Source organism: Oleiharenicola sp. Vm1 (assembly GCF_047777955.1).
Taxonomy (GTDB): domain Bacteria; phylum Verrucomicrobiota; class Verrucomicrobiia; order Opitutales; family Opitutaceae; genus Didemnitutus.
The window spans coordinates 863,465-881,085 of sequence record NZ_CP180537.1; the positions used below are offsets into that span (position 1 = coordinate 863,465).

Genomic DNA, 17,621 nt, shown 5'->3' on the forward strand with positions numbered 1-17,621 from the left:
AGCAGGGGAGGCGCATCGCGGCAGATTTGCGCCGGGCGCCGGGCAGGCAAGCGGGGATTGCGGCGCGGCGGAACAGTCGGGCGCGCCGCGGCGCGGCGCAGTCGGGGGCGCGGCGCCGCGGCCGGCGCGCCCAAGCGGTCACATCCAGCGCTTCTTGCGCAGGTAGACCCACATCAGGACGGTCGAGATGAGCGTCAGGGCGCCGGCCCAGAGGTAACCGTGCGGCGATTTCAGCTCGGGCATGTGCTCGAAGTTCATGCCATACCAGCCGCCGACGAGGACGGCGGGGAGCGTGATGGCGGTGAGCGCGGTGAGGAACTTGATGCCCTCGTTGGCCTCGAACTGGGCTTTGTTGAGGTAGATGTCGAAGGCCATCATCAGCCGCTCGTGGTAGCTGTTGGCGGCGTCCTCGAAGCGCACGAGGTTGTCGCGCAGGTCGCGGAAGTAGGGGAGCAGCGTGCTGCGGATCATCTTCGTCTCGCCGCGGGCGAGGCGGTCGATGACGTCGCGCTGCGGACGGACGATCTGGCGGAGCTTGGCGAAATCCTTCCGGGCGTGGAGCATCTCCTGCATGAAGGACTCGGAGGTGCTCTTGTGCAGCATGATCTCCTCGATCTCGTCGAGCTCGTTGCGCAGCTCGTCGAGGACGGGCGCGAAGTTGTCGATCATGAGGTCGAGGCAGGTGTGGGCGAGGCGGTCGGGGCCGCGGGGGGCGAGGGTGGTGTTCTTCGCGGCGCGCTCGCGCAGCGTCGTGATCGAGCGCAGCGGCTGGCGGTGGAAGGTCACGAGGTAGTCCTTGCCGAGGAACATATCGAGCTCGGTGGTGGCGAACTTGTCCTTGCGGTTGAAGTCGACCGCGTGCGTGACCATGAAGAGGTAGTCCTCGTAGTCCTCGATCTTCGGCAGGTCGCTCGGGGCGACGCAGTCCTCGATGGCGAGCGGGTGGAACTGGAAGACGCCCTCGAGGATGGCCTTGATCTCGTCCTCGGTCGGGTTGTCGAGATCGACCCAGAGGATGAGGCCCTTGTCGGCGCGGACGAGGCGCAGCGCCTCCAGTTCGAGGTCGCGGCCCGCCAGCTTGCCGTCGCTGAAGATGAACGAGTGAATCATGCGCTCGTCCGCATCGTGCGCGCGGCGGCGGGGGTGGCAAGCCCGCGGCGGAGTCGTCGCGGAAAATGCGCCGTTCGCGTGGGCAAAAACGCCCGTTGACCAAATCGGGGTTGAGGCGGCGGCGGCGGGGCGTTTGCTGGTCGGCTTATGCAACTTCGGTTTCCCCGCCTGATCGTCACCTCCCTGCTGCTCGCCACCGCCGCCCGCGCCGACGACGGCATGTGGCTGCTCAACGCCCCGCCGCTGGCCGAGCTGAAGCAGCGCTACGGCTTCGAGCCGACCCCCGCCTGGCTCGAGCACGTGCAGAAATCCGCCGTGCGCTTCAACAACGGCGGCTCCGGTTCCTTCGCCTCGGCCGACGGCCTCATCATCACCAACCACCACGTCGGCATCGACTCGCTGCACAAGCTCAGCACGAAGGAGCGCGACCTGCTCAAGCAGGGCTACCTCGCCCGGTCCCGCGCCGAGGAGCTGAAGTGCGTCGACCTCGAGCTCAACGTCCTGATGTCGATCGAGGACGTCACCGCCCGCGTGAACGCCGGCGTGAAGCCGGGGATGTCGCCCGCCGAGGCGCTGGCCGCCCGCAACGCCGCCAAGGCCGCGATCGAGAAGGAGTCGCTCGCCGCCACCGGCCTGCGCAGCGACATCGTCACGCTCTTCCAGGGCGCGCGCTACCACCTCTACCGCTACAAGCGCTACACCGACGTCCGCCTCGTCTTCGCGCCCGAGGAGCAGGCGGCGTTCTTCGGCGGCGACCCGGACAACTTCGAGTATCCCCGCTACAACCTCGATGTGACGATCTTCCGCGCCTACGAAAACGGCCAGCCGGCCAAAGTGGAGCACTTCCTCAAGTGGAACCCCGCCGGCACGAAGGAGGGCGACCTGGTGTTCCTCGCCGGCCACCCCGGCTCGACCCAGCGCCTGATCACGCTGGCCGAGCTCGAATACGCCCGCGACGTCCAGCTCGCCAACTCGCTCCGCTGGCTGAAGAGCCGCGAGGTGCTGCTCAACAGCTACTCCAAGAGCGCGCCGGAAAACGCCCGCCGCGCGCAGGACGAGCTCCGCACCATCGAGAACTCGCGCAAGGTCTGGGACGGCCGCATCGCCGGCCTGCTCGACCCGCAGCTCATCGCCGCCAAGAAGGCCGAGGAGGACGCGCTGAGGAAATTCGCCGCCGACCAGCCCGCACTCGGCGCCGCCGACGCCTGGGACAAGATCGCCGCCGCCCAGCAGGTCATCGCCCGCACCGCCACGCGCTACGCCTTCCTCGAGACCTACAACGCCAACTCCGACCTCTTCAAGATCGCCCGCGACCTGCTCCGCGCGACCGCCGAGCGCCCGAAGGCCGACGGCGACCGCCTCTCCGACTACCGCGACGCGCGCAAGGCGCCGTTCGAGTTCGCGCTCTTCTCCGCCAAGCCGATCTACGAGGACCTCGAGGAGCTGAAGCTCGCCCACTTCCTCACGCTCATGGCGATGGAGCTCGGCGCCAACGACCCCGCGGTCGTCGCCGCGCTCGACGGCCAGTCGCCCACGCAGCGCGCCGCCGCGCTCGTCGCCGGCACCAAGCTCAAGGACATCGCCGTGCGCCGCGCGCTCTACGCGCAGGACGCCGCCGCGGTCGCCGCCAGCGCCGACCCGATGATCCAGTTCGCCCGCGCCATCGACGGCTTCGCCCGCGACGCGCGCAAGACGATCGAGCAGCAGACCGAGGTGAAGGAGCAGGCCCACGCCCGCATCGCCCAGGTCCGCTTCGCCAAGGACGGCGACACGACCTCGCCCGACGCCACGTTCACGCTCCGCCTCTCCTACGGCGCGGTGAAGGGCATCGCCACGCCCGCCGGCAAGATCCCCGCCTACACCCAGATCGGCGGCACCTACACCCGCGCGGCCGAGCGCGGCTTCACGCCGCCCTTCGACCTGCCCGCGAGCTGGGTCGCGGCCAAGGACCGCCTCGCGCTGGACACGCCCTTCAACTTCATCAGCACGAACTACAGCATCGGCGGCAACTCCGGCAGCCCGACGATCAACCGCGACGGCGAGTTCGTCGGCATCATCTTCGACGGCAACATCCACACCCTGGTCTGGAACTACGCCTACTCGGAGACGCAGGCCCGCTCGGTGAGCGTGGACGTGCGCGGCATCCTCGAGGCCATGCGCAAGATCTACGGCGCCGACGCCGTGGTGGCCGAGCTGCTCGGACAGAAATGAAGCCACGCGCGCCGTCCGGCGCGCGCCACGATTCGCCCGGCGCGGCTTCGGCCGCGCCTTTTTTCTTGGGCGCCGCGAGCCGCGTTCTGGCTTGCGCGCGTTTCGCCCGTCGGGCTTGTTGGCCGCGTAGTTTCCCGCGCCACGGGCCAGATCCAAGAAATGAAATACTCGAAAATTGTCCTCATCGTGGTCGCCGCGTTTGCGGCGCTGCTCGAAGTCGGTTGTGCCTCGGTCACGCGCCAGGCGACCAATGTCTATCCGGAGCCCAAGCCCGACAAGGGCCTGGTCTATTTCTACCGGGAGAAGAAGTTCATGGGCGCGGCGATTTCATACGACATCACCGAGCGCCCCTCGAACAAGGTGATCGGGGCGATCGCCAACGGCACCTATTTCTTCTACGACGCCGATCCGGGCTCGCACACGTTCGTGGCGTCGACCGAGGCGGACTCCTCGCGCACGATCCAGGTGGAGGCCGGCAAGACCTACTATGTCGAGTGCGGGGTCGAAATGGGCGTCCTGGCGGGCCGTCCGGCGCTGAAGATCGCCAGCGACGCCGAGGCCAAGTCGGTTTTGCCCGCGCTGCAATACGCGACGAAATAACCGGTTTCCTTGCAGGACAGGCGCGGCTTCGGCCGCGCCTTTTTTATTTCTCCGGGCCGAGGATCTTGTTCTCCAGTTCCTGCACCGTGGCGATGAAGGCCTCGGGGCTGGGGGCGGCCATGAGCGCGTCGCGCGAGGCGGCGTCCTTGATCAGGCGGCAGAGCGCGCCGACGAGGATGAGGTAATCGGTTGGGTTGTTCTTCGGCGTGCCGAGCACGAACATCAGCTTCACCGTCTGGTTGCTGTTCTCGAAGAGCACGCCCTCGGTGCTGCGGCCGACGGCGAGGACGATCTTCCGCACGTGCTCGGTGCGGGCGTGCGGGAGCGCGATCTCGTTGCCGAGGCAGGTGGTGTCGAGGCGCTCGCGGGCGAGCAGCTCGTTGTAGAAACCCTGGAAATTCGCGACGTCGGGGTGCGACTCGAGAAGCTTGGCCACCTCATTGATGGCGTTCGTGCGCTTCGTGCTTTGCACGGCGAGCGTGATGCGCGCGGGATCGAGGAGCTTGGAGAGTCGGGTCGCCATGAGCGGGGCGGAGGAACGAAAACAGACTCCCGCCACCGCGGGTTGGCAAGGCGAGAGTGGCCGCGGCGGACGCGGGCGGGCGGATTTTTTCGGCGTTGCGACGCCGGGCGTGGCGCGCAGAAAGGCCGCATGCAGAAACCGATGATCTGGCTGGGCGCGCTCGTGCTGGCGGTGGCGGTGCAGGCGCAGGATTTCACGCGCACGATGACGGCGGAGGAGCAGGCGGCGGCCGGCCTGGAGAAGCTCAGCCCGGCGGAGCTGGCGAAGCTGAAGGCCGCGGTCGAGCGCTACAAGGCCGGCGCGGTGGCCGTGGTGGAGCAGCAGGCCGAGCGGAAGGTGGCGGCGGCCGAGGGGAAGGCGAAGGAGGCCGAGAGCCGGGCGGCGAACGCAGCCGCGGCCGAGCCGAAGAAGGGGCCGAGCTGGCTGAGCGCGCTGATCACCCTGAAGAAAGCGGAGGAGAAACCCGACGGGCTCGAGATGATCGAGACCCGGCTGGCGGGATCGATCTCGACGTTCCGGGGCAAGCGCTCCTTCGCGTTGGAAAACGGGCAGGTCTGGCAGATGACCGAGGCCGATTCCTATGCCGGTCCGACCTACGAGCGTCCGGTGGTGAAGATCCGCCCGGGCCTGATGGGGGTGTTCTGGCTCCAGATCCCCGAGGCGGCGGTTCGCGTGAAGGTGAAGCCGGTTAAGCTCGAATAAGGCAGGATTGGTCGCGTCGCGGTTGCGGTGGCGCCGGAGAAGGGCATGCTGCGCGGCCATGAAGTCGCTCGTTGCCGTTTTGCTCGCGCTGTGCGCCGCCGTCTCGGCGGTGGCGGCGGAGGGTTTCCTCAAGAATCTGCCGGCGGACCAGTTTGCCGCCGCGGGGCTGAACAAGCTCACCGCCGAGGAGCTGGCTCGCCTGGAGCAGCTGATCGCGGAGCGGGAGGCCGGCGTGAAGGCGGCGGCGGCCGTGCCGGCGCCGGCGGCGTCGAAGCCGGAGGCCAAGGTGGCCGGGCCGGGCTGGCTGCGCGCGCTGGTGACGCTGCAGGAGACGGCGGAAAAGCCGGATGCGGCCGAGGCGATCGTGACGCGGCTGGCCGGCGACTACGAGGGCTGGAGCGGCAAGACCCTGTTCCAGCTCGAGAACGGTCAGATCTGGCAGCAGACGGGCGGCGGCGAGCGCATCGACGACAAGCGCCATGCTCCGGCGGTGAAGATCTATCCGGGCATGATGGGCGCCTACTGGCTTGAGATCGAGGGCGTGCGCGAACGCGTGAAGGTGAAGCCGGTGAAGCTGAAGTGAGCGGCGGCAGGCGGCGGCGCGCAGATTAACGGAGCCTTGTTCGGGAGGAAGGGCGGCGGGTGCGGCGACCCGTGCTACCAGGCAAAGAAAAAGGCGCGCCGGGCGGCGCGCCGTGATTCGGGGGCGAAGGCGCTTGCGTGCCCGCGCCCTGGAAGGGCCGTTGAGGGCAACGGCCCCTACCGTCAGGCGGACGGAGCGGCGCCGGTGGCGGGAGCCTCCGGAGCTTCGTTCGCGGATTCCTCGTCGGGCGAGGCTATGACCTTCGCGATGGCGAGGAGCTTGTCGCCTTCCTCGAGGTTGACGAGCTTCACGCCCTTCGCGCCGCGACCGGTTTCGCGGATTTCCTTCACGCGGGTGCGGATGCTCTGGCCCTTGGCGGTGAGCAGCATGACTTCGTCGGTGTCGCGGACGCTGAGCGCGCCGGCGACGGCGACGGAGCCGTCCTCGGGGAGGTCGATGGCAATGACGCCCGTGCCGCCGCGGCGGATCATGCGGTAGTCCTCGAACGGCGTGCGCTTGCCGATGCCGTCCTCGCGGGCGACGAGCAGGCGGGCCTCGTGGTCGCAGACCTCGATGGCCTGGAGGTGGTCGCCCTTCTTCTTGAACTTCATGCCGGTGACGCCGGCGGTGAAGCGGCCCATGGAGCGCAGGCCGAGCTTCGGGCCGGCGTCCTCGGCGTCGCCTTCGGCGGCGGCCTCGGCGGTCTCCGGTGCATCGTCGGACTCGGCGGCGCCCTCGAAGAAACGGACGGCCTGACCCTGGTGGGAGACGAGGATGATCTCGTTGGCGCCGTTGGTGAGGACGGCGCCGACGATGTCGTCGCCCTCGGCGAGCTTCATGCCGCGGATGCCGCCCTCGCGGGTGGCGCCCTCGTATTCGGCGAGGGCGGTCTTCTTGATCGCGCCGCTCTTGGTGGCCATGACGACGAAGTGCTCGGGCGTGAATTCCTTCACGCAGAGCAGCGCGGCGAGCTTCTCGCCGTTGGTCAGGCGGAGGAAGGAGGCGACGGACTTGCCCTTGGCGGTGCGGGTGCCCTCGGGGATGTCGTAGACCTTCTTCGCGTGGCACTGGCCGGTGCTGGTGAAGAAGAGCACGTAGTCGTGCGTGGAGGCGGTGAAGAGGTTTTCGACGAAGTCGTCCTCGTAGGTCTCGGCGCCGATGACGCCCTTGCCGCCGCGCTTCTGGGCGCGGTATTCGGCGACGGGCGTGCGCTTGATGAAGCCGAGGTGGGAGACGGTGATGACGGCGCCCTCGTTCGGGATGACGTCCTCCATGCGGAGGTCGCCGGCGTCGTCGATGATCTGGGTGCGGCGCGGCGAGGCGTATTTGTCGCGGAGCTCGAGCAGCTCCTTTTTGATCAGGGCGAGGAGCTTGTGCTCGTCGTCGAGGATGCCCTGGAGCTCCTCGATGAGGCGCATCAGCTCGAGGTATTCCGCCTCGATCTTGGAGCGCTCGAGGCCGGTGAGCTGGTAGAGGCGGAGCTCGAGGATGGCGTTGGTCTGCGCCTCGGAGAGCGGATACTTCGCCATCAACTTTTCCTTCGCTTCCTCGCGGTTGGCGGAAGCGCGGATGATCTTCACGAAGTCGTCGAGGTTATCGAGGGCGATGATGTAGCCCTCGAGGATGTGGGCGCGTTCCTTGGCGCGGTTGAGGCGGAACTGCGTGCGGCGGGTGACGACGTCGCGGCGGTGGTCGATGTAGCACTCGATGAGCTCCTTGATGTTCATCTGCTTCGGCCGCTTCTTGTCGAGAGCCAGCAGGATGACGCCGAAGGAGGATTCGAGGGCGGTCTTCTGGTAGAGCTGGTTGATGATGACCTGCGACTGCTCGCCGCGCTTGAGCTCGATGACGATGCGCGTGTTCTCGTCGGACTCGTCGCGGAGGTCGCGGATGCCGTCGATCTGTTTCTCGCGCACGAGCTCGGCGATGCGGAGCACGAGCGAGGCGCGGTTCACGTTGTAGGGGATCTCGGTGATGACGATCTGCTCGCCGCCGCCCTTGATCTCCTCGGTGTGGGCCTTGCCGCGCATGCGGACGATGCCCTTGCCGGTGGTGAGGTAGGACTTGATGCCAGCGCGGCCGTTGATGTAGCCGCCGGTCGGGAAGTCCGGGCCGGGGATGTAGGTGACGAGTTCCTCGACGGAGACGTTCGGGCGATCGATGACGACGCAGGTGGCGTCGATGATTTCGCTCAGGTTGTGCGGCGGGATGTTGGTCGTCATGCCGACCGCGATGCCGGTCGAGCCGTTCATCAGCAGGTTGGGCAGGGCGGCGGGGAGGACGGTGGGCTCGGTGGTCGACTCCTTGTAGTTGGGCGCGAAGTCGACGGTCTCCTCCTCGATGTCCTTGAGGAGCTCCTCGGAAATGTCGCGCAGGCGGCACTCGGTGTAGCGGTAGGCGGCGGGCGGGTCGCCGTCGACGGAGCCGAAGTTGCCCTGCGGGTCGATGAGCTGGTAGCGCATGACCCAATTTTGCGCGAGGCGGACGAGGGTGTCGTAGACGGAGGAGTCGCCGTGCGGGTGGTAGTTCTTGAGGACTTCACCGACGACGCCGGCGCACTTGTCGAAGGCGCGGTTGTGGAGCAGGCCCTCGCGGAGCATCGCGTAGAGGATGCGGCGCTGCACCGGCTTCAGGCCGTCGCGCGCGTCGGGCAGGGCGCGCGAGATGATGACCGACATCGAGTAGTCGATGTAGGCCGTCTGCATGATGTCGGTGATGTTGGCGGTCGAAAGTTTTTCGTTCGCGGTATACACGTGGGAAAAGCTGAGAGCTTAGAGCTGAGGGCTGAGAGCGGTGGAAGCGGCGATCAAACGTCCAGGTATTGGACGTTCAGCGCGTTGTCCTCGATGAACTGGCGGCGGGGGGCGACTTCCTCGCCCATCAAAAGCGTGAAGAGGGCGTCGGCCTTGGCGGCGTCGTTGATGTTCACCTTGAGCAGGCGGCGCTTGTCGGGGTCCATCGTCGTCTCGTAGAGCTGCTTCGGGTTCATTTCACCGAGACCCTTGTAGCGCTGGATGGAGAGGCCCTTGCGGCCGTTGGCGCGGATCTGGGTGATGATCTCGAGCGGCGAGTGGAGCTCGGTCTTCAGCTCGCTCTTGGTGCCGGGGTTTTCGGTGAAGACGTAGCGGGCGGTCTCGGTGACGGCGAACTTCGTCTCGACGCCGGCGTGGGCGAGGGCCTTGAGGAGCTTGGTCATCTCGTTGGCCTCGAAAATCTCGTGGATGGTCACGCGGCGCTGCGGGCCGACGGGGGCGGCGCCGTTGGCGCTGGCGGCGGTGGTGGCGTCGACGTCGAGGCCCATCTCGGCGACGAAGGCGGCGCGGTCCTTGTCGGTGCGGAGGAAGCGGTGCGACTCCTTGTTGCCCTCGCGGATGCGGGCGAGGTAGCGCGGGAGCTCGTGCGTGCCGGCGTCGTGCTGGTCGAGGTATTCGGCGAGCTGGGCGCCGTGGCGGGTGATGCCGTGGCCGAGCTTCTCCAGGGCGGCGAGCATCTCGACGATGGGGTCGATCTGCGCGGGGGCGAAGACGTGGTTGTCCGCGGCGCGGGAGAGCACGATGTCCTCGGAGCCGAGCTCGAGGAGGATGCGGTTGAGCTGCTCGTCGTTGTCGACGTATTGCTCGCGCTTCTTGCGCTTGATTTTGTAGAGCGGCGGCTGGGCGATGTAGACGTAGCCGCGCTCGATGATGCCCTTCATCTGGCGATAGAGGAACGTCAGGAGCAGCGTGCGGATGTGCGAGCCGTCGACGTCGGCGTCGGTCATGATGATGACCTTGTGGTAGCGCGCCTTCTCGGCGTTGAAGGAGGCGTCGTCCTCGCCGGTGCCGATGCCGGTGCCGATGGCGGTGATGAGGGTGCGGATTTCCTCGTTCGAGAGCACCTTGTCGAGCTGGGCCTTCTCCGAGTTGATCAGCTTGCCGCGGAGCGGGAGGATGGCCTGGTAGCGGCGGTCGCGGCCCTGTTTGGCGGAGCCGCCGGCGGAGTCGCCCTCGACGATGTAGAGTTCGCAGACCTGCGGGTCTTTTTCGGAGCAGTCGGCGAGCTTGCCGGGGAGGCCGCCGCCGGAGAGGGCGCCCTTGCGGATGGTCTCGCGGGCCTTGCGGGCGGCCTCGCGGGCGCGGGCGGCCATGAGGGACTTGTCGATGATGCGCTTGGCGATGCTCGGCGTGCTCTCGAAGGCGAACATCAGGCCCTCGTAGGTGGCGGAGCCGACGATCGACTCCACCTCGGGCGAGAGGAGCTTCACCTTGGTCTGCGACTCGAACTTCGGGTCGCTGTGCTTGATGGCGATGACGGCGGCGAGGCCCTCGCGGACGTCGTCACCGGTGATCTGCGGGTCCTTGTCCTTGAGGAGATTGTTGGCCTTGGCGAACTGGTTGATCGCGCGCGTGAGCGCCGAGCGGAAGCCGGAGAGGTGCGTGCCGCCGTCGGGGTTGTGGATCGTGTTGGTGTAGCAGAGGACGAGGTCGTTGAAGGAGTCGTTGTATTGGAGGACGACCTCGAGGTGCACCTCGGCCTTCTTGCCGTCGATCTCGGTCTGGGTCTCCTTGGCGATGCGGACGGGCTGCGGGTGCAGGGCGGTCTTGCCCTGGTTGAGCTGCTTCACGAACTCGACGACGCCGTCCTTGTAGAAATAGCGCTCGGGTTTCGGCTCCGAGGGGCGCTCGTCGGTGAAGACGATCTCGAGGCCGGAATTGAGGAAGGCCAGCTCGCGCAGGCGCTGGGAGATCTTGTCGGCCTTGAAGACGGTGGTCTCCTTGAAGATCTCGGGATCGGGCTTGAAGGTGATGAGCGTGCCCGTGCCCTTGGCCTTGCCGATGACCTCGAGCTTCTTGGTCGTCTTGCCGCGCTCGAAGGTCATGTGGTGGACCTGGCCGCCGCGCGAGACTTCGACCTCGAACCACTCGGAGACGGCGTTCACGCACTTGGCGCCGACGCCGTGCGTGCCGCCCGAGAACTTGTAGCCGCCCTGGCCGTATTTGCCGCCCGAGTGGAGTGTCGTGAGCACCATCTCGACGCCGGGAATCTTGTATTGCGGGTGGATGTCGACCGGGATGCCGCGGCCGTCGTCGCGGACGGAGATGGAGCCGTCGACGTGGATCGTGACCTCGATCTTCTTGCAGTGGCCGGCGAGATGCTCGTCGACCGAGTTGTCCAGGACCTCGGAAACGCAGTGGTGCAGCGCGCGTTCGTCGGTGCCGCCGATATACATGCCGGGCTTCTTCCGGACGGCCTCGAGGCCCTCGAGTTTGCCCAGTTTGGAGGCGTCGTAAGTGTCGCCGGTGGCGGGAATTTTCGGTGCGGGGGAGGCTTCGTCAGGAGCGGACATTCAGCAGAAAAATTGAATGGAAAAACGTCTCGGAAAACGGGCGGCGCGACAAGGGATTTTTCCGGTTTTTTTGACCATTTTAATTGGCTGATAAATATCATCTTACGGCGTAAAAATCGCCTGGCTTTTGCGCGCGTGGGCGCGGGGTGGCGGATGAGCCTTTTGGCCCTGCCGGCGACAGGCGGTGCGCCGCGCGGAATTTGCCCGAAAATGGGCGCGCCGGAGGTTTCGTTTGACGGTGTCGCCGCGCGCGGGGCAGTGTCGCGCCATGGCTGCGATCAAAATGGACAACCTGCTCGCGTGGCAGGAGGCGGACATGAAGCGCTTGGCGCTCGAGCAGCAGCTGGCGGCGGCGCCCCGGGACATCGCCGCGGTGGAGGCCCGGATCGCGGCCGAGCGGCAGGCGATCGAGACCGCGAAGTCCGAGTGGCACAGCCTGGAGGCGAGGAAGAAGGCCCTCGAGAACGACATCAAGTCCGCGCAGGAAAAGGCCGCGAAGTATCGCACCCAGCAGCTCGAGGTGCGGAAGAACGACGAGTATCGCGCGCTGACCCATGAGATCGAGACGACAGAGGCGACGATCGGGGGCTTCGAGGAGGAGGAGCTGAAGGTGATGTATGCGATCGACGAGGCGAAGAAGCGTTTCGCCGAGGCCGAGCGCGCGCTGAAGCAGAACATTTCCGGCCACGAGGGCAGAATCGCCGCGTTGCGCGCGCACGAGCAGGAGCTGCGCGCGGAGCACGGGCAGGCGGTGACGGCGGCCGAGGCGGCGCGGGCGCACGTGCCCGAGCCGCAGGTGCGCCTCTATGACCGCCTGGCGAAAAAGCCCGGCTTGCCGGCCTGCGTGCCGGTGCAGGGCGGCCGCTGCGGCGGCTGCCACATGAAAGTCTCGTCGAACATCGAGTTCGAGGCGCGCAAGGCGGAGAATATTGTCACTTGCGACCAGTGCGGGCGCATCGTTTATTGGCGGCTCTAGTTTCGGAGCCAGACCTTCGCTCCGCGTTCTTTGAACCAGGAGAGGAAAGTCCGGACACCATCGGGCAGGATTCCGCGCGAAAGCGCGGGCGCGGCGCGTCAAGGCGCCGCGATGGACAGTGTCACAGAGAACAAACCGCCGCGCGGGCAACCGCGCGGTAAGGGTGAAAAGGTGGGGTAAGAGCCCACCGCGCCGCGCCGCAAGGCCGGCGGCACGAAAAACCCAATCCGGTGCAAGGCAACATAGGCGGCTGGGCGGCCCGTCCGATAGCCGCGGGTATGCCGCATCCTCCGTCGCTCCTTCGGGGCGGCGAAGGGCAGGTCCTCGCTTGCGGGGAGCTGAGAGAAATGAAGGTCAGGCGCGCTCCGGCGCGCTGCACAGAATCCGGCTTACGGCGCCGAAACTAGTTCATTCCACCATGCGGGGCGCGCTGCGACGAGCGGCGCGCCCCGCGCCATTTAGGGAGGCCGCGGCGGGGCGGCATTCCCGGCTCGCCCGGTGCGCGCCGCCGCCCTTTGCTGGCGTCCGGATGAGCGGCGAGGGCGAGCGACGGCAGGCAATCACGCGCTGGGAGGCCGCGCGCGGGCGTGCGCTCTTCCCGCTGCCTTACGCCAGCACGCGCTGGCGGGCGGCGGACACGCATCTGATCCTGGCGGCGGGCGGCGTGCTGTTGTTCACCGCGCAGCGGCTCACGGGCTACATGGGTCTGTGGCTCTACCAGCGCCTGGCCTACCACCACCTCGTGCTGGCGGCGCACGTCGTCGGCGGAGCGGGGCTGGTGGTGGTGCTGACGCTCGGCGCGCGGCCGACGCCGATGCGCGGCCGCACGCTGCCGGGGCTGCACGTGGTGGCGAACCACGGGTGGAGCGTCGGGAGCTTCCTCGTCGTCTGGCTGTGGTGGATGTGCTGGCCGGCACTGCGGCCTGCGGGCCTGGCGGGGTGGATCGCGGCCGCGGCGGCCGGGGCGGGGCTGATGCTGGCGACGCTGCGGCGGATCGAGGCCTGGGTGGCGCGGCGGCCGCGGGCGGAGGCCTGGCGGGTGGGCGTGCCGGTGGTGCTGTGGCAGGCCTACAGCCTGCACTGGGAGCTGGCGCTGAACTTCCTGAAGGACGACGTCACGGCACGCCGCGGCGCGGTGCAGTGGGAGCAGATCGCGGCGGACCTCGCCGGCACCGCGCTCGGGCTGGCGTGGGCGCGGTGGGCGGCGCGGCGGTGACGCGCGGCGCTCAGAAATCCATCACGGTGGCGTAGACGCTACGGTCGGCGGCGGTGTTGAGCTCGTCCCAGCGCGTGACGCGGAAGGGGTTGTTGCCGCCGAAATTGCCCAGCGACTCGTCGTAGTGGAACTGGGCGGAGGTGCCGTTGAGGGTGATGTCGTTGGCGACGACGGAGCCGTAGGTCTGCACGCTACCGTCGAGCTGCACGGAGCCGAACGGGGCGTAGAGCACACCCGAGAAGAGGCCGTTGCCCTTGATGCTGATGTTCTGCGTGCCGCTGGTCTTGGTGCCGTAGATCTGGAGGTTGACCGGCTGGTTCATGGTGCCGGTGGTCGTGCCGCCGTTCATGGCGCCCTGGCCGCCGATGTTGATGTCGCCGGCGGCGTAGATTTCGAGGCTCGCGCCGGAGCTGATGTTGAGGCCGCCGCTGCCGCCCTTGATGTCGATGCAGTTGCCGGTGGTGTCGGTGACCTTGAGGACGACCTTCTTGCCGGCGGCGATGGTGTAGACCTTGTTGGAGCCGCCGATGCTGGAGCAGGAGATGTAGTATTTGCCGTCGGCGGCCAGGGTGGCGCCGGAGATGTCGTCGGGCAGCACGGTGCTGGTGCTGAGCGCGCCGGCGCTGGTGTAGGAGTAGGTGCTGGGGGAGGTGACGTTGTCGAAGCTGGCGGAGAAGTCGGTGGTGACGTGCGAGGCGACGGTGGTGCCGGTGGGCGTGCCGAAGGGCCCGATGGTGCCGGTGGCGCCGACCTGGGGAGCGGCGCCGCCGGTGCCGACGTAGCCCCAGATGTCGGCGTTGTCGACGAGGACGGCGTTGACGCCGACGGAGATGGAGCCGACGGAGCCGGCGTCGTTCTTCACCGCAGCGCTGTAGGGGACGGCGGCGGTGGCGGAGTTGTTGTCCGGGTCGGAGTTCCAGCTGTCGACCTGGGGGCTGCCGTTGAAGTTGATGGTCTGCTTGGCGACGAGGCCGTTGGCGAACTTGGAGGTCTTGCGGAGCTGGACGCGGACCCATTTCTCGACGGTGCCCTTGTTGCTGTCGCCCTGCACGGTCACGAGGGCGCGCGCGACGATGTTGGGCGCGGCGGCGCCGTCGTAGTTGTAGATGTAGACGCGGACCTCGCCGGTGGCGTTCTGGTCGAAGGTGGTGCCGGTCCACTTGCGCTTCATGTCGTTGCTGCCGACGGCGGTCCAGCCGTCGCCGGTGAAGGAGTAGGTGGAGTCGTTGACGAGCTTGTTGATGGAATACATCGCCTCCTCAAGGCCGTTCTCGGCCAGGTTCATGGCGGCGTTGTTGTAGAGCGAGCGGTTGGAGGTCTTGAGCGCGGAGCGGCCGACGTTGATGTAGCTGACGAGCGAGATGCCGATGATGGCGCAGAGGAGCATCGCGACGATGAGGAGGGAGCCGCGTTCGGCGGAGTGGCGCGTGGGGTTCATGGCGGGATCAGGCGGTGACGCGCTTGTTGCGCAGGATGTAGCGGGCGGAGAGCACGAGGTTGGTGGCGCGGGCGGCGGTGGTGGAGGTGCGGGCGGCCTCGAGGGAGATCTGCAGCTGCTTGGTGGTCTGGCCGGCGGTGCTGAGCGCGCTGGCGCTGCTGAGGTCGGTGATCTCGCTGCCGTTGATGTTGTAGGCCTTGTAGGTGAAGGAGGTGATGCCGCTCAGCATGGTGCGCGCGGCGGCGGTGCCGGACTGGCGGGTTAGCGAGCCGGAGGCGTAGGCCCAGGTGACGTTGGTGGAGTCGACCACGAGCGTGACGGACTGGCTGCTGTTCCAGGTGATCGAGCTGGCCTGGCGGACGTCCTGGGCGAACTGCTCGAGGCCGCGGCGGGCCTGACCCTCCATGTCGCTGTAATTCTGGATGTTCGCGCCGCTGCGGCCGAGGAAGAGGAAGCAGGTCATCACGCCGGTGAGAATGAACGCGGCGAGGCTCGAGCTGATGAGGACTTCGACGAGGGTGAAGCCGCGCCGGCGGGCGCGGGCGTCAGGGACGCGCGAGAGTGTAGTAGTAGTCATAGAGACCGTTCTTCATGTATTTCATCTGGAAGCTCCGGGTCTGGGTGCGGCCGTCGTAGGTGCGCCATTGCACGGAGATGGTGATGAACGCCGCGTCGGAAGGACGGGCGGAGTCGAGCGTGGTGGTGCGGGTGATGGTGTAGTCGCCCTGGATGGTGCTCGTGGTGGAGAAGTAGGTGGCGCCGTCGAACATCTCGACGCCCGCCGGGCTGCCGGTGGGGAAGGGCGCGGTGGTGTCGGTGGCGGTGGCCATCGCGGCGACCGTGGTCCAGCTCATCATGCGGATGCGCTCGATCTCGCTCTGGATGATCTGGGAGGCGAGCGTGGTGCCGCGGGCGACGTCGAGGAACTTGTAGCCCTGCTGCATGGCGAGGATCGAAGTGGAGATGCCGAGCGCCATGACGAAGGTCGCCATCATCGTCTCGAGCATGGTGAACGCGCGGAGGTGCGCGCGGGTGCACCGGCGCGGCGGGGCCGGGCGGGCGGGCGGAGGGGACGAGGGTCCGAAGTTCACGCCGCGAGCTTAGCGCCCGGGCGGGCGGGCGGGCATGGCTGCTCGCCTCGCGAAAGCGGCCCTAACGCTTAGGGCCGAACGGGCGGCTTCGAGGTGCGGCTTTCGGCGTAGAGCACGGCCGCCTGTGAGCGGCGGCTGATCTGGAGCTTCTCGAAGATGTTGCTGAGGTAGTTCTTCACCGTCTTGTCGCTCAGGCCCATCTGCTCGGCGATCTCCTTGTTCGTCTTGCCGTCGGCGACGAGGGCGAGGACGCGGCGCTCCTGCGCGGAGAGCTGGGCGAGCTTGTCCTGCTCGCTCTGGGGCGCGCCGTGGCGCACGAGGTTGAGCACGCGCGTGGTGACGGCGGGATCGAGGATGAACTTGCCCGCGGCCACGTCGACGATCGCCTGCCAGAGCGCCTGGGCGTTGATCTCCTTGAGCAGGTAGCCGTGGGCGCCGCTGCTCATGGCCTCGTAGACGAGGTTGTCGTCGATGACGGAGGTGAGGATCAGCACGCGCGTGTCGGGGAGCTTGGCGAGGATCTGGCGGCAGGCCTCGAAGCCGGTGCCGTCGGGCAGGCGGATGTCGAGCAGCACGACGTCGGGCTTGAGGCGCGCGGTCTCCGTCACGGCGGTGGCGACGGAGAAGGCCTCGCCCACGACGTTGAGGTGGTAGCCGTCCGCGCGCGTGGCGAGCAGGGTTTTCAGGCCGGTGCGGACGAGTTCACTGTCGTCGACGAGGAGCAGCGTGATGGTCTTGAGGGCGGTGCTGGTCATGGGGTCGTTTTTCTTTGGGCGAAGCGCAGGACGATGTCAGTCCCTTTTCCTCGCACGGAGTGGATGGAAAATGTTGCCCCGATCTCGCCGGCGCGGGAGGCGAGGTTGGAGAGCCCGCTGCCGCGCGGCGCGCTGGCGGGGTCGAAGCCGCGGCCGTCGTCCCGGATCAGCAGCACCGGGCCGCTGTCCTCGGTGGCGAGGGCGATGAGGATGCGGCGCGCCTCGCCGTGGCGCAGGGCGTTGCTGACGCACTCGCGGACGATCTGGAGCGCGTGGAGCTCCTCGCGCGGGGTGAGGGCGGCGGGGCCGACGCCGAGCTGGAGCTCGAACTGCACGGCGTGCAGCGCCTGCAGGGTGGTGACGAGCGAGCGGAGCACCTGGGTGAATTCGGGGCGGTCGCTCTCGTCGGGCTCGAGGCCCTGGATGAAGCTGCGGACCTCGCGGATGGTCTGGTTGAGGGCGGCCTGCGCGGCGTCGAGGCGGCGCTCGGCGGCGTCGGGCTCCTGGCGCAGGGAGGAGCGGACGCCCTCGAGGCCGAGTCCGGCGGCGTAGATGGATTGGATGACGCCGTCGTGCAGGTCGCGCGCGAGGCGCGTCTTCAGGTCGGCGGTCTGGCGGAGTTCCTCGCGGCTCTGGCGCAGCGCGGCCTCGGCGCGGCGGCGCTCCTCGATCTCGCGCTCCAGTTCCTCCCGGTGTTCGAACGAGCCGGCGACGAGCGTGGCGAGGCGGCCGAAGATGTCCGGCGTGAGCGCGAGGGCGGCGAGCGGCGCGGGCGAATTCTCCGCCAGGCTCTGCTCGAGCCGGCGCAGCGGACGCACGACCCAGCGCGACACGCCGATGACGGCGCCGGCGATGACGATGCCGCCGAAGCCGAGGAAGAGGAACAGCTCGTAGTCGTTGCTGAGGTGGACGGCCTCGACGCCGTGGATCTGGTAGAGGGTCCGCAGCGTGGCCACGGAGTGTCCCGTCCAGTCGAGCAGCGGGCGCTGCGTGAGGATCGTGTCAGGCGGGCAGGCCGGCGGGGGCTGTCGGGGGCGTCGAGCCGGACCTCGCTCTGGAGAAACTGCTGGAGGCTGCGCTGCTGTTCCGC

The 17,621-nt window shown here is 67.9% G+C and carries 15 protein-coding genes and 1 other RNA gene; 7 read left to right on the plus strand and 9 right to left on the minus strand.

Features of this window, described 5'->3' with window-relative positions; all coding sequences use genetic code 11:
* Positions 1-138: 138 nt before the first annotated feature.
* The gene (corA, locus tag ACMYLB_RS04735; protein ID WP_415909812.1) at positions 139-1,110 is read right to left on the minus strand and encodes a magnesium/cobalt transporter CorA; all 972 of its coding nucleotides are present in this window, start codon (positions 1,108-1,110) and stop codon (positions 139-141) included.
* Between the two features lie 147 nt (positions 1,111-1,257).
* On the opposite strand from corA, the gene ACMYLB_RS04740 reads away from it, so the two are divergent.
* Positions 1,258-3,321: a S46 family peptidase gene (locus ACMYLB_RS04740; protein WP_415909813.1), complete on the plus strand. Its 2,064-nt coding sequence runs from the start codon at positions 1,258-1,260 to the stop codon at positions 3,319-3,321.
* 159 nt (positions 3,322-3,480) lie between these two features.
* On the plus strand, positions 3,481-3,921 hold the full coding sequence (locus ACMYLB_RS04745; protein ID WP_415909814.1) for a DUF2846 domain-containing protein: 441 nt from the start codon (positions 3,481-3,483) through the stop codon (positions 3,919-3,921).
* Between the two features lie 43 nt (positions 3,922-3,964).
* Here the strand turns inward: ACMYLB_RS04745 and ACMYLB_RS04750 are convergent, their stop codons facing one another.
* Complete coding sequence (locus ACMYLB_RS04750; RefSeq protein ID WP_415909815.1) at positions 3,965-4,444, minus strand: PTS sugar transporter subunit IIA; 480 nt, start codon at positions 4,442-4,444, stop codon at positions 3,965-3,967.
* 129 nt (positions 4,445-4,573) lie between these two features.
* Here ACMYLB_RS04750 and ACMYLB_RS04755 point away from each other — a divergent pair, with 129 nt between their 5' ends.
* Positions 4,574-5,146: a hypothetical protein gene (locus tag ACMYLB_RS04755; protein WP_415909816.1), complete on the plus strand. Its 573-nt coding sequence runs from the start codon at positions 4,574-4,576 to the stop codon at positions 5,144-5,146.
* A gap of 58 nt (positions 5,147-5,204) precedes the next feature.
* Positions 5,205-5,729: a hypothetical protein gene (locus ACMYLB_RS04760; protein ID WP_415909817.1), complete on the plus strand. Its 525-nt coding sequence runs from the start codon at positions 5,205-5,207 to the stop codon at positions 5,727-5,729.
* Between the two features lie 182 nt (positions 5,730-5,911).
* Here the strand turns inward: ACMYLB_RS04760 and gyrA are convergent, their stop codons facing one another.
* Positions 5,912-8,482, minus strand: a complete 2,571-nt coding sequence (gene gyrA / locus ACMYLB_RS04765; RefSeq protein ID WP_415909818.1) for a DNA gyrase subunit A — start codon at positions 8,480-8,482, stop codon at positions 5,912-5,914.
* Positions 8,483-8,535: 53 nt separating this feature from the next.
* A complete protein-coding gene (gene gyrB, locus ACMYLB_RS04770) occupies positions 8,536-11,055 on the minus strand; it encodes a DNA topoisomerase (ATP-hydrolyzing) subunit B (protein ID WP_415909819.1) in 2,520 nt (839 codons plus the stop codon).
* A 268-nt stretch (positions 11,056-11,323) separates the two neighbouring features.
* On the opposite strand from gyrB, the gene ACMYLB_RS04775 reads away from it, so the two are divergent.
* From ACMYLB_RS04775 to ACMYLB_RS04785, 3 genes are all read left to right on the plus strand, one after another.
* Complete coding sequence (locus ACMYLB_RS04775) at positions 11,324-12,031, plus strand: zinc ribbon domain-containing protein (RefSeq protein ID WP_415909820.1); 708 nt, start codon at positions 11,324-11,326, stop codon at positions 12,029-12,031.
* An RNA gene (gene rnpB, locus ACMYLB_RS04780) (RNase P RNA component class A) lies at positions 12,032-12,438 on the plus strand.
* A gap of 122 nt (positions 12,439-12,560) precedes the next feature.
* On the plus strand, positions 12,561-13,247 hold the full coding sequence (locus ACMYLB_RS04785) for a hypothetical protein (RefSeq protein ID WP_415909821.1): 687 nt from the start codon (positions 12,561-12,563) through the stop codon (positions 13,245-13,247).
* 10 nt (positions 13,248-13,257) lie between these two features.
* Here the strand turns inward: ACMYLB_RS04785 and ACMYLB_RS04790 are convergent, their stop codons facing one another.
* From ACMYLB_RS04790 to ACMYLB_RS04810, 5 genes are all read right to left on the minus strand, one after another.
* Positions 13,258-14,685: a G8 domain-containing protein gene (locus tag ACMYLB_RS04790; protein WP_415909822.1), complete on the minus strand. Its 1,428-nt coding sequence runs from the start codon at positions 14,683-14,685 to the stop codon at positions 13,258-13,260.
* Positions 14,686-14,692: 7 nt separating this feature from the next.
* Positions 14,693-15,262 (minus strand): type II secretion system protein J, encoded by a 570-nt coding sequence (locus ACMYLB_RS04795; protein ID WP_415909823.1) that lies wholly within the window; start codon positions 15,260-15,262, stop codon positions 14,693-14,695.
* A complete protein-coding gene (locus ACMYLB_RS04800) occupies positions 15,231-15,776 on the minus strand; it encodes a type IV pilus modification PilV family protein (protein WP_415909824.1) in 546 nt (181 codons plus the stop codon). The genes ACMYLB_RS04795 and ACMYLB_RS04800 overlap by 32 nt, the downstream gene beginning before the upstream one ends.
* A 68-nt stretch (positions 15,777-15,844) precedes the next feature.
* Positions 15,845-16,531, minus strand: coding sequence for a response regulator (locus ACMYLB_RS04805; protein WP_415909825.1), 687 nt, complete (start codon positions 16,529-16,531; stop codon positions 15,845-15,847).
* Positions 16,528-17,487 carry a sensor histidine kinase gene (locus tag ACMYLB_RS04810; RefSeq protein ID WP_415911036.1) on the minus strand — a complete coding sequence of 320 codons (960 nt, stop codon included), beginning with the start codon at positions 17,485-17,487 and terminating at the stop codon, positions 16,528-16,530. The genes ACMYLB_RS04805 and ACMYLB_RS04810 overlap by 4 nt, the downstream gene beginning before the upstream one ends.
* Positions 17,488-17,621: the final 134 nt, after the last annotated feature.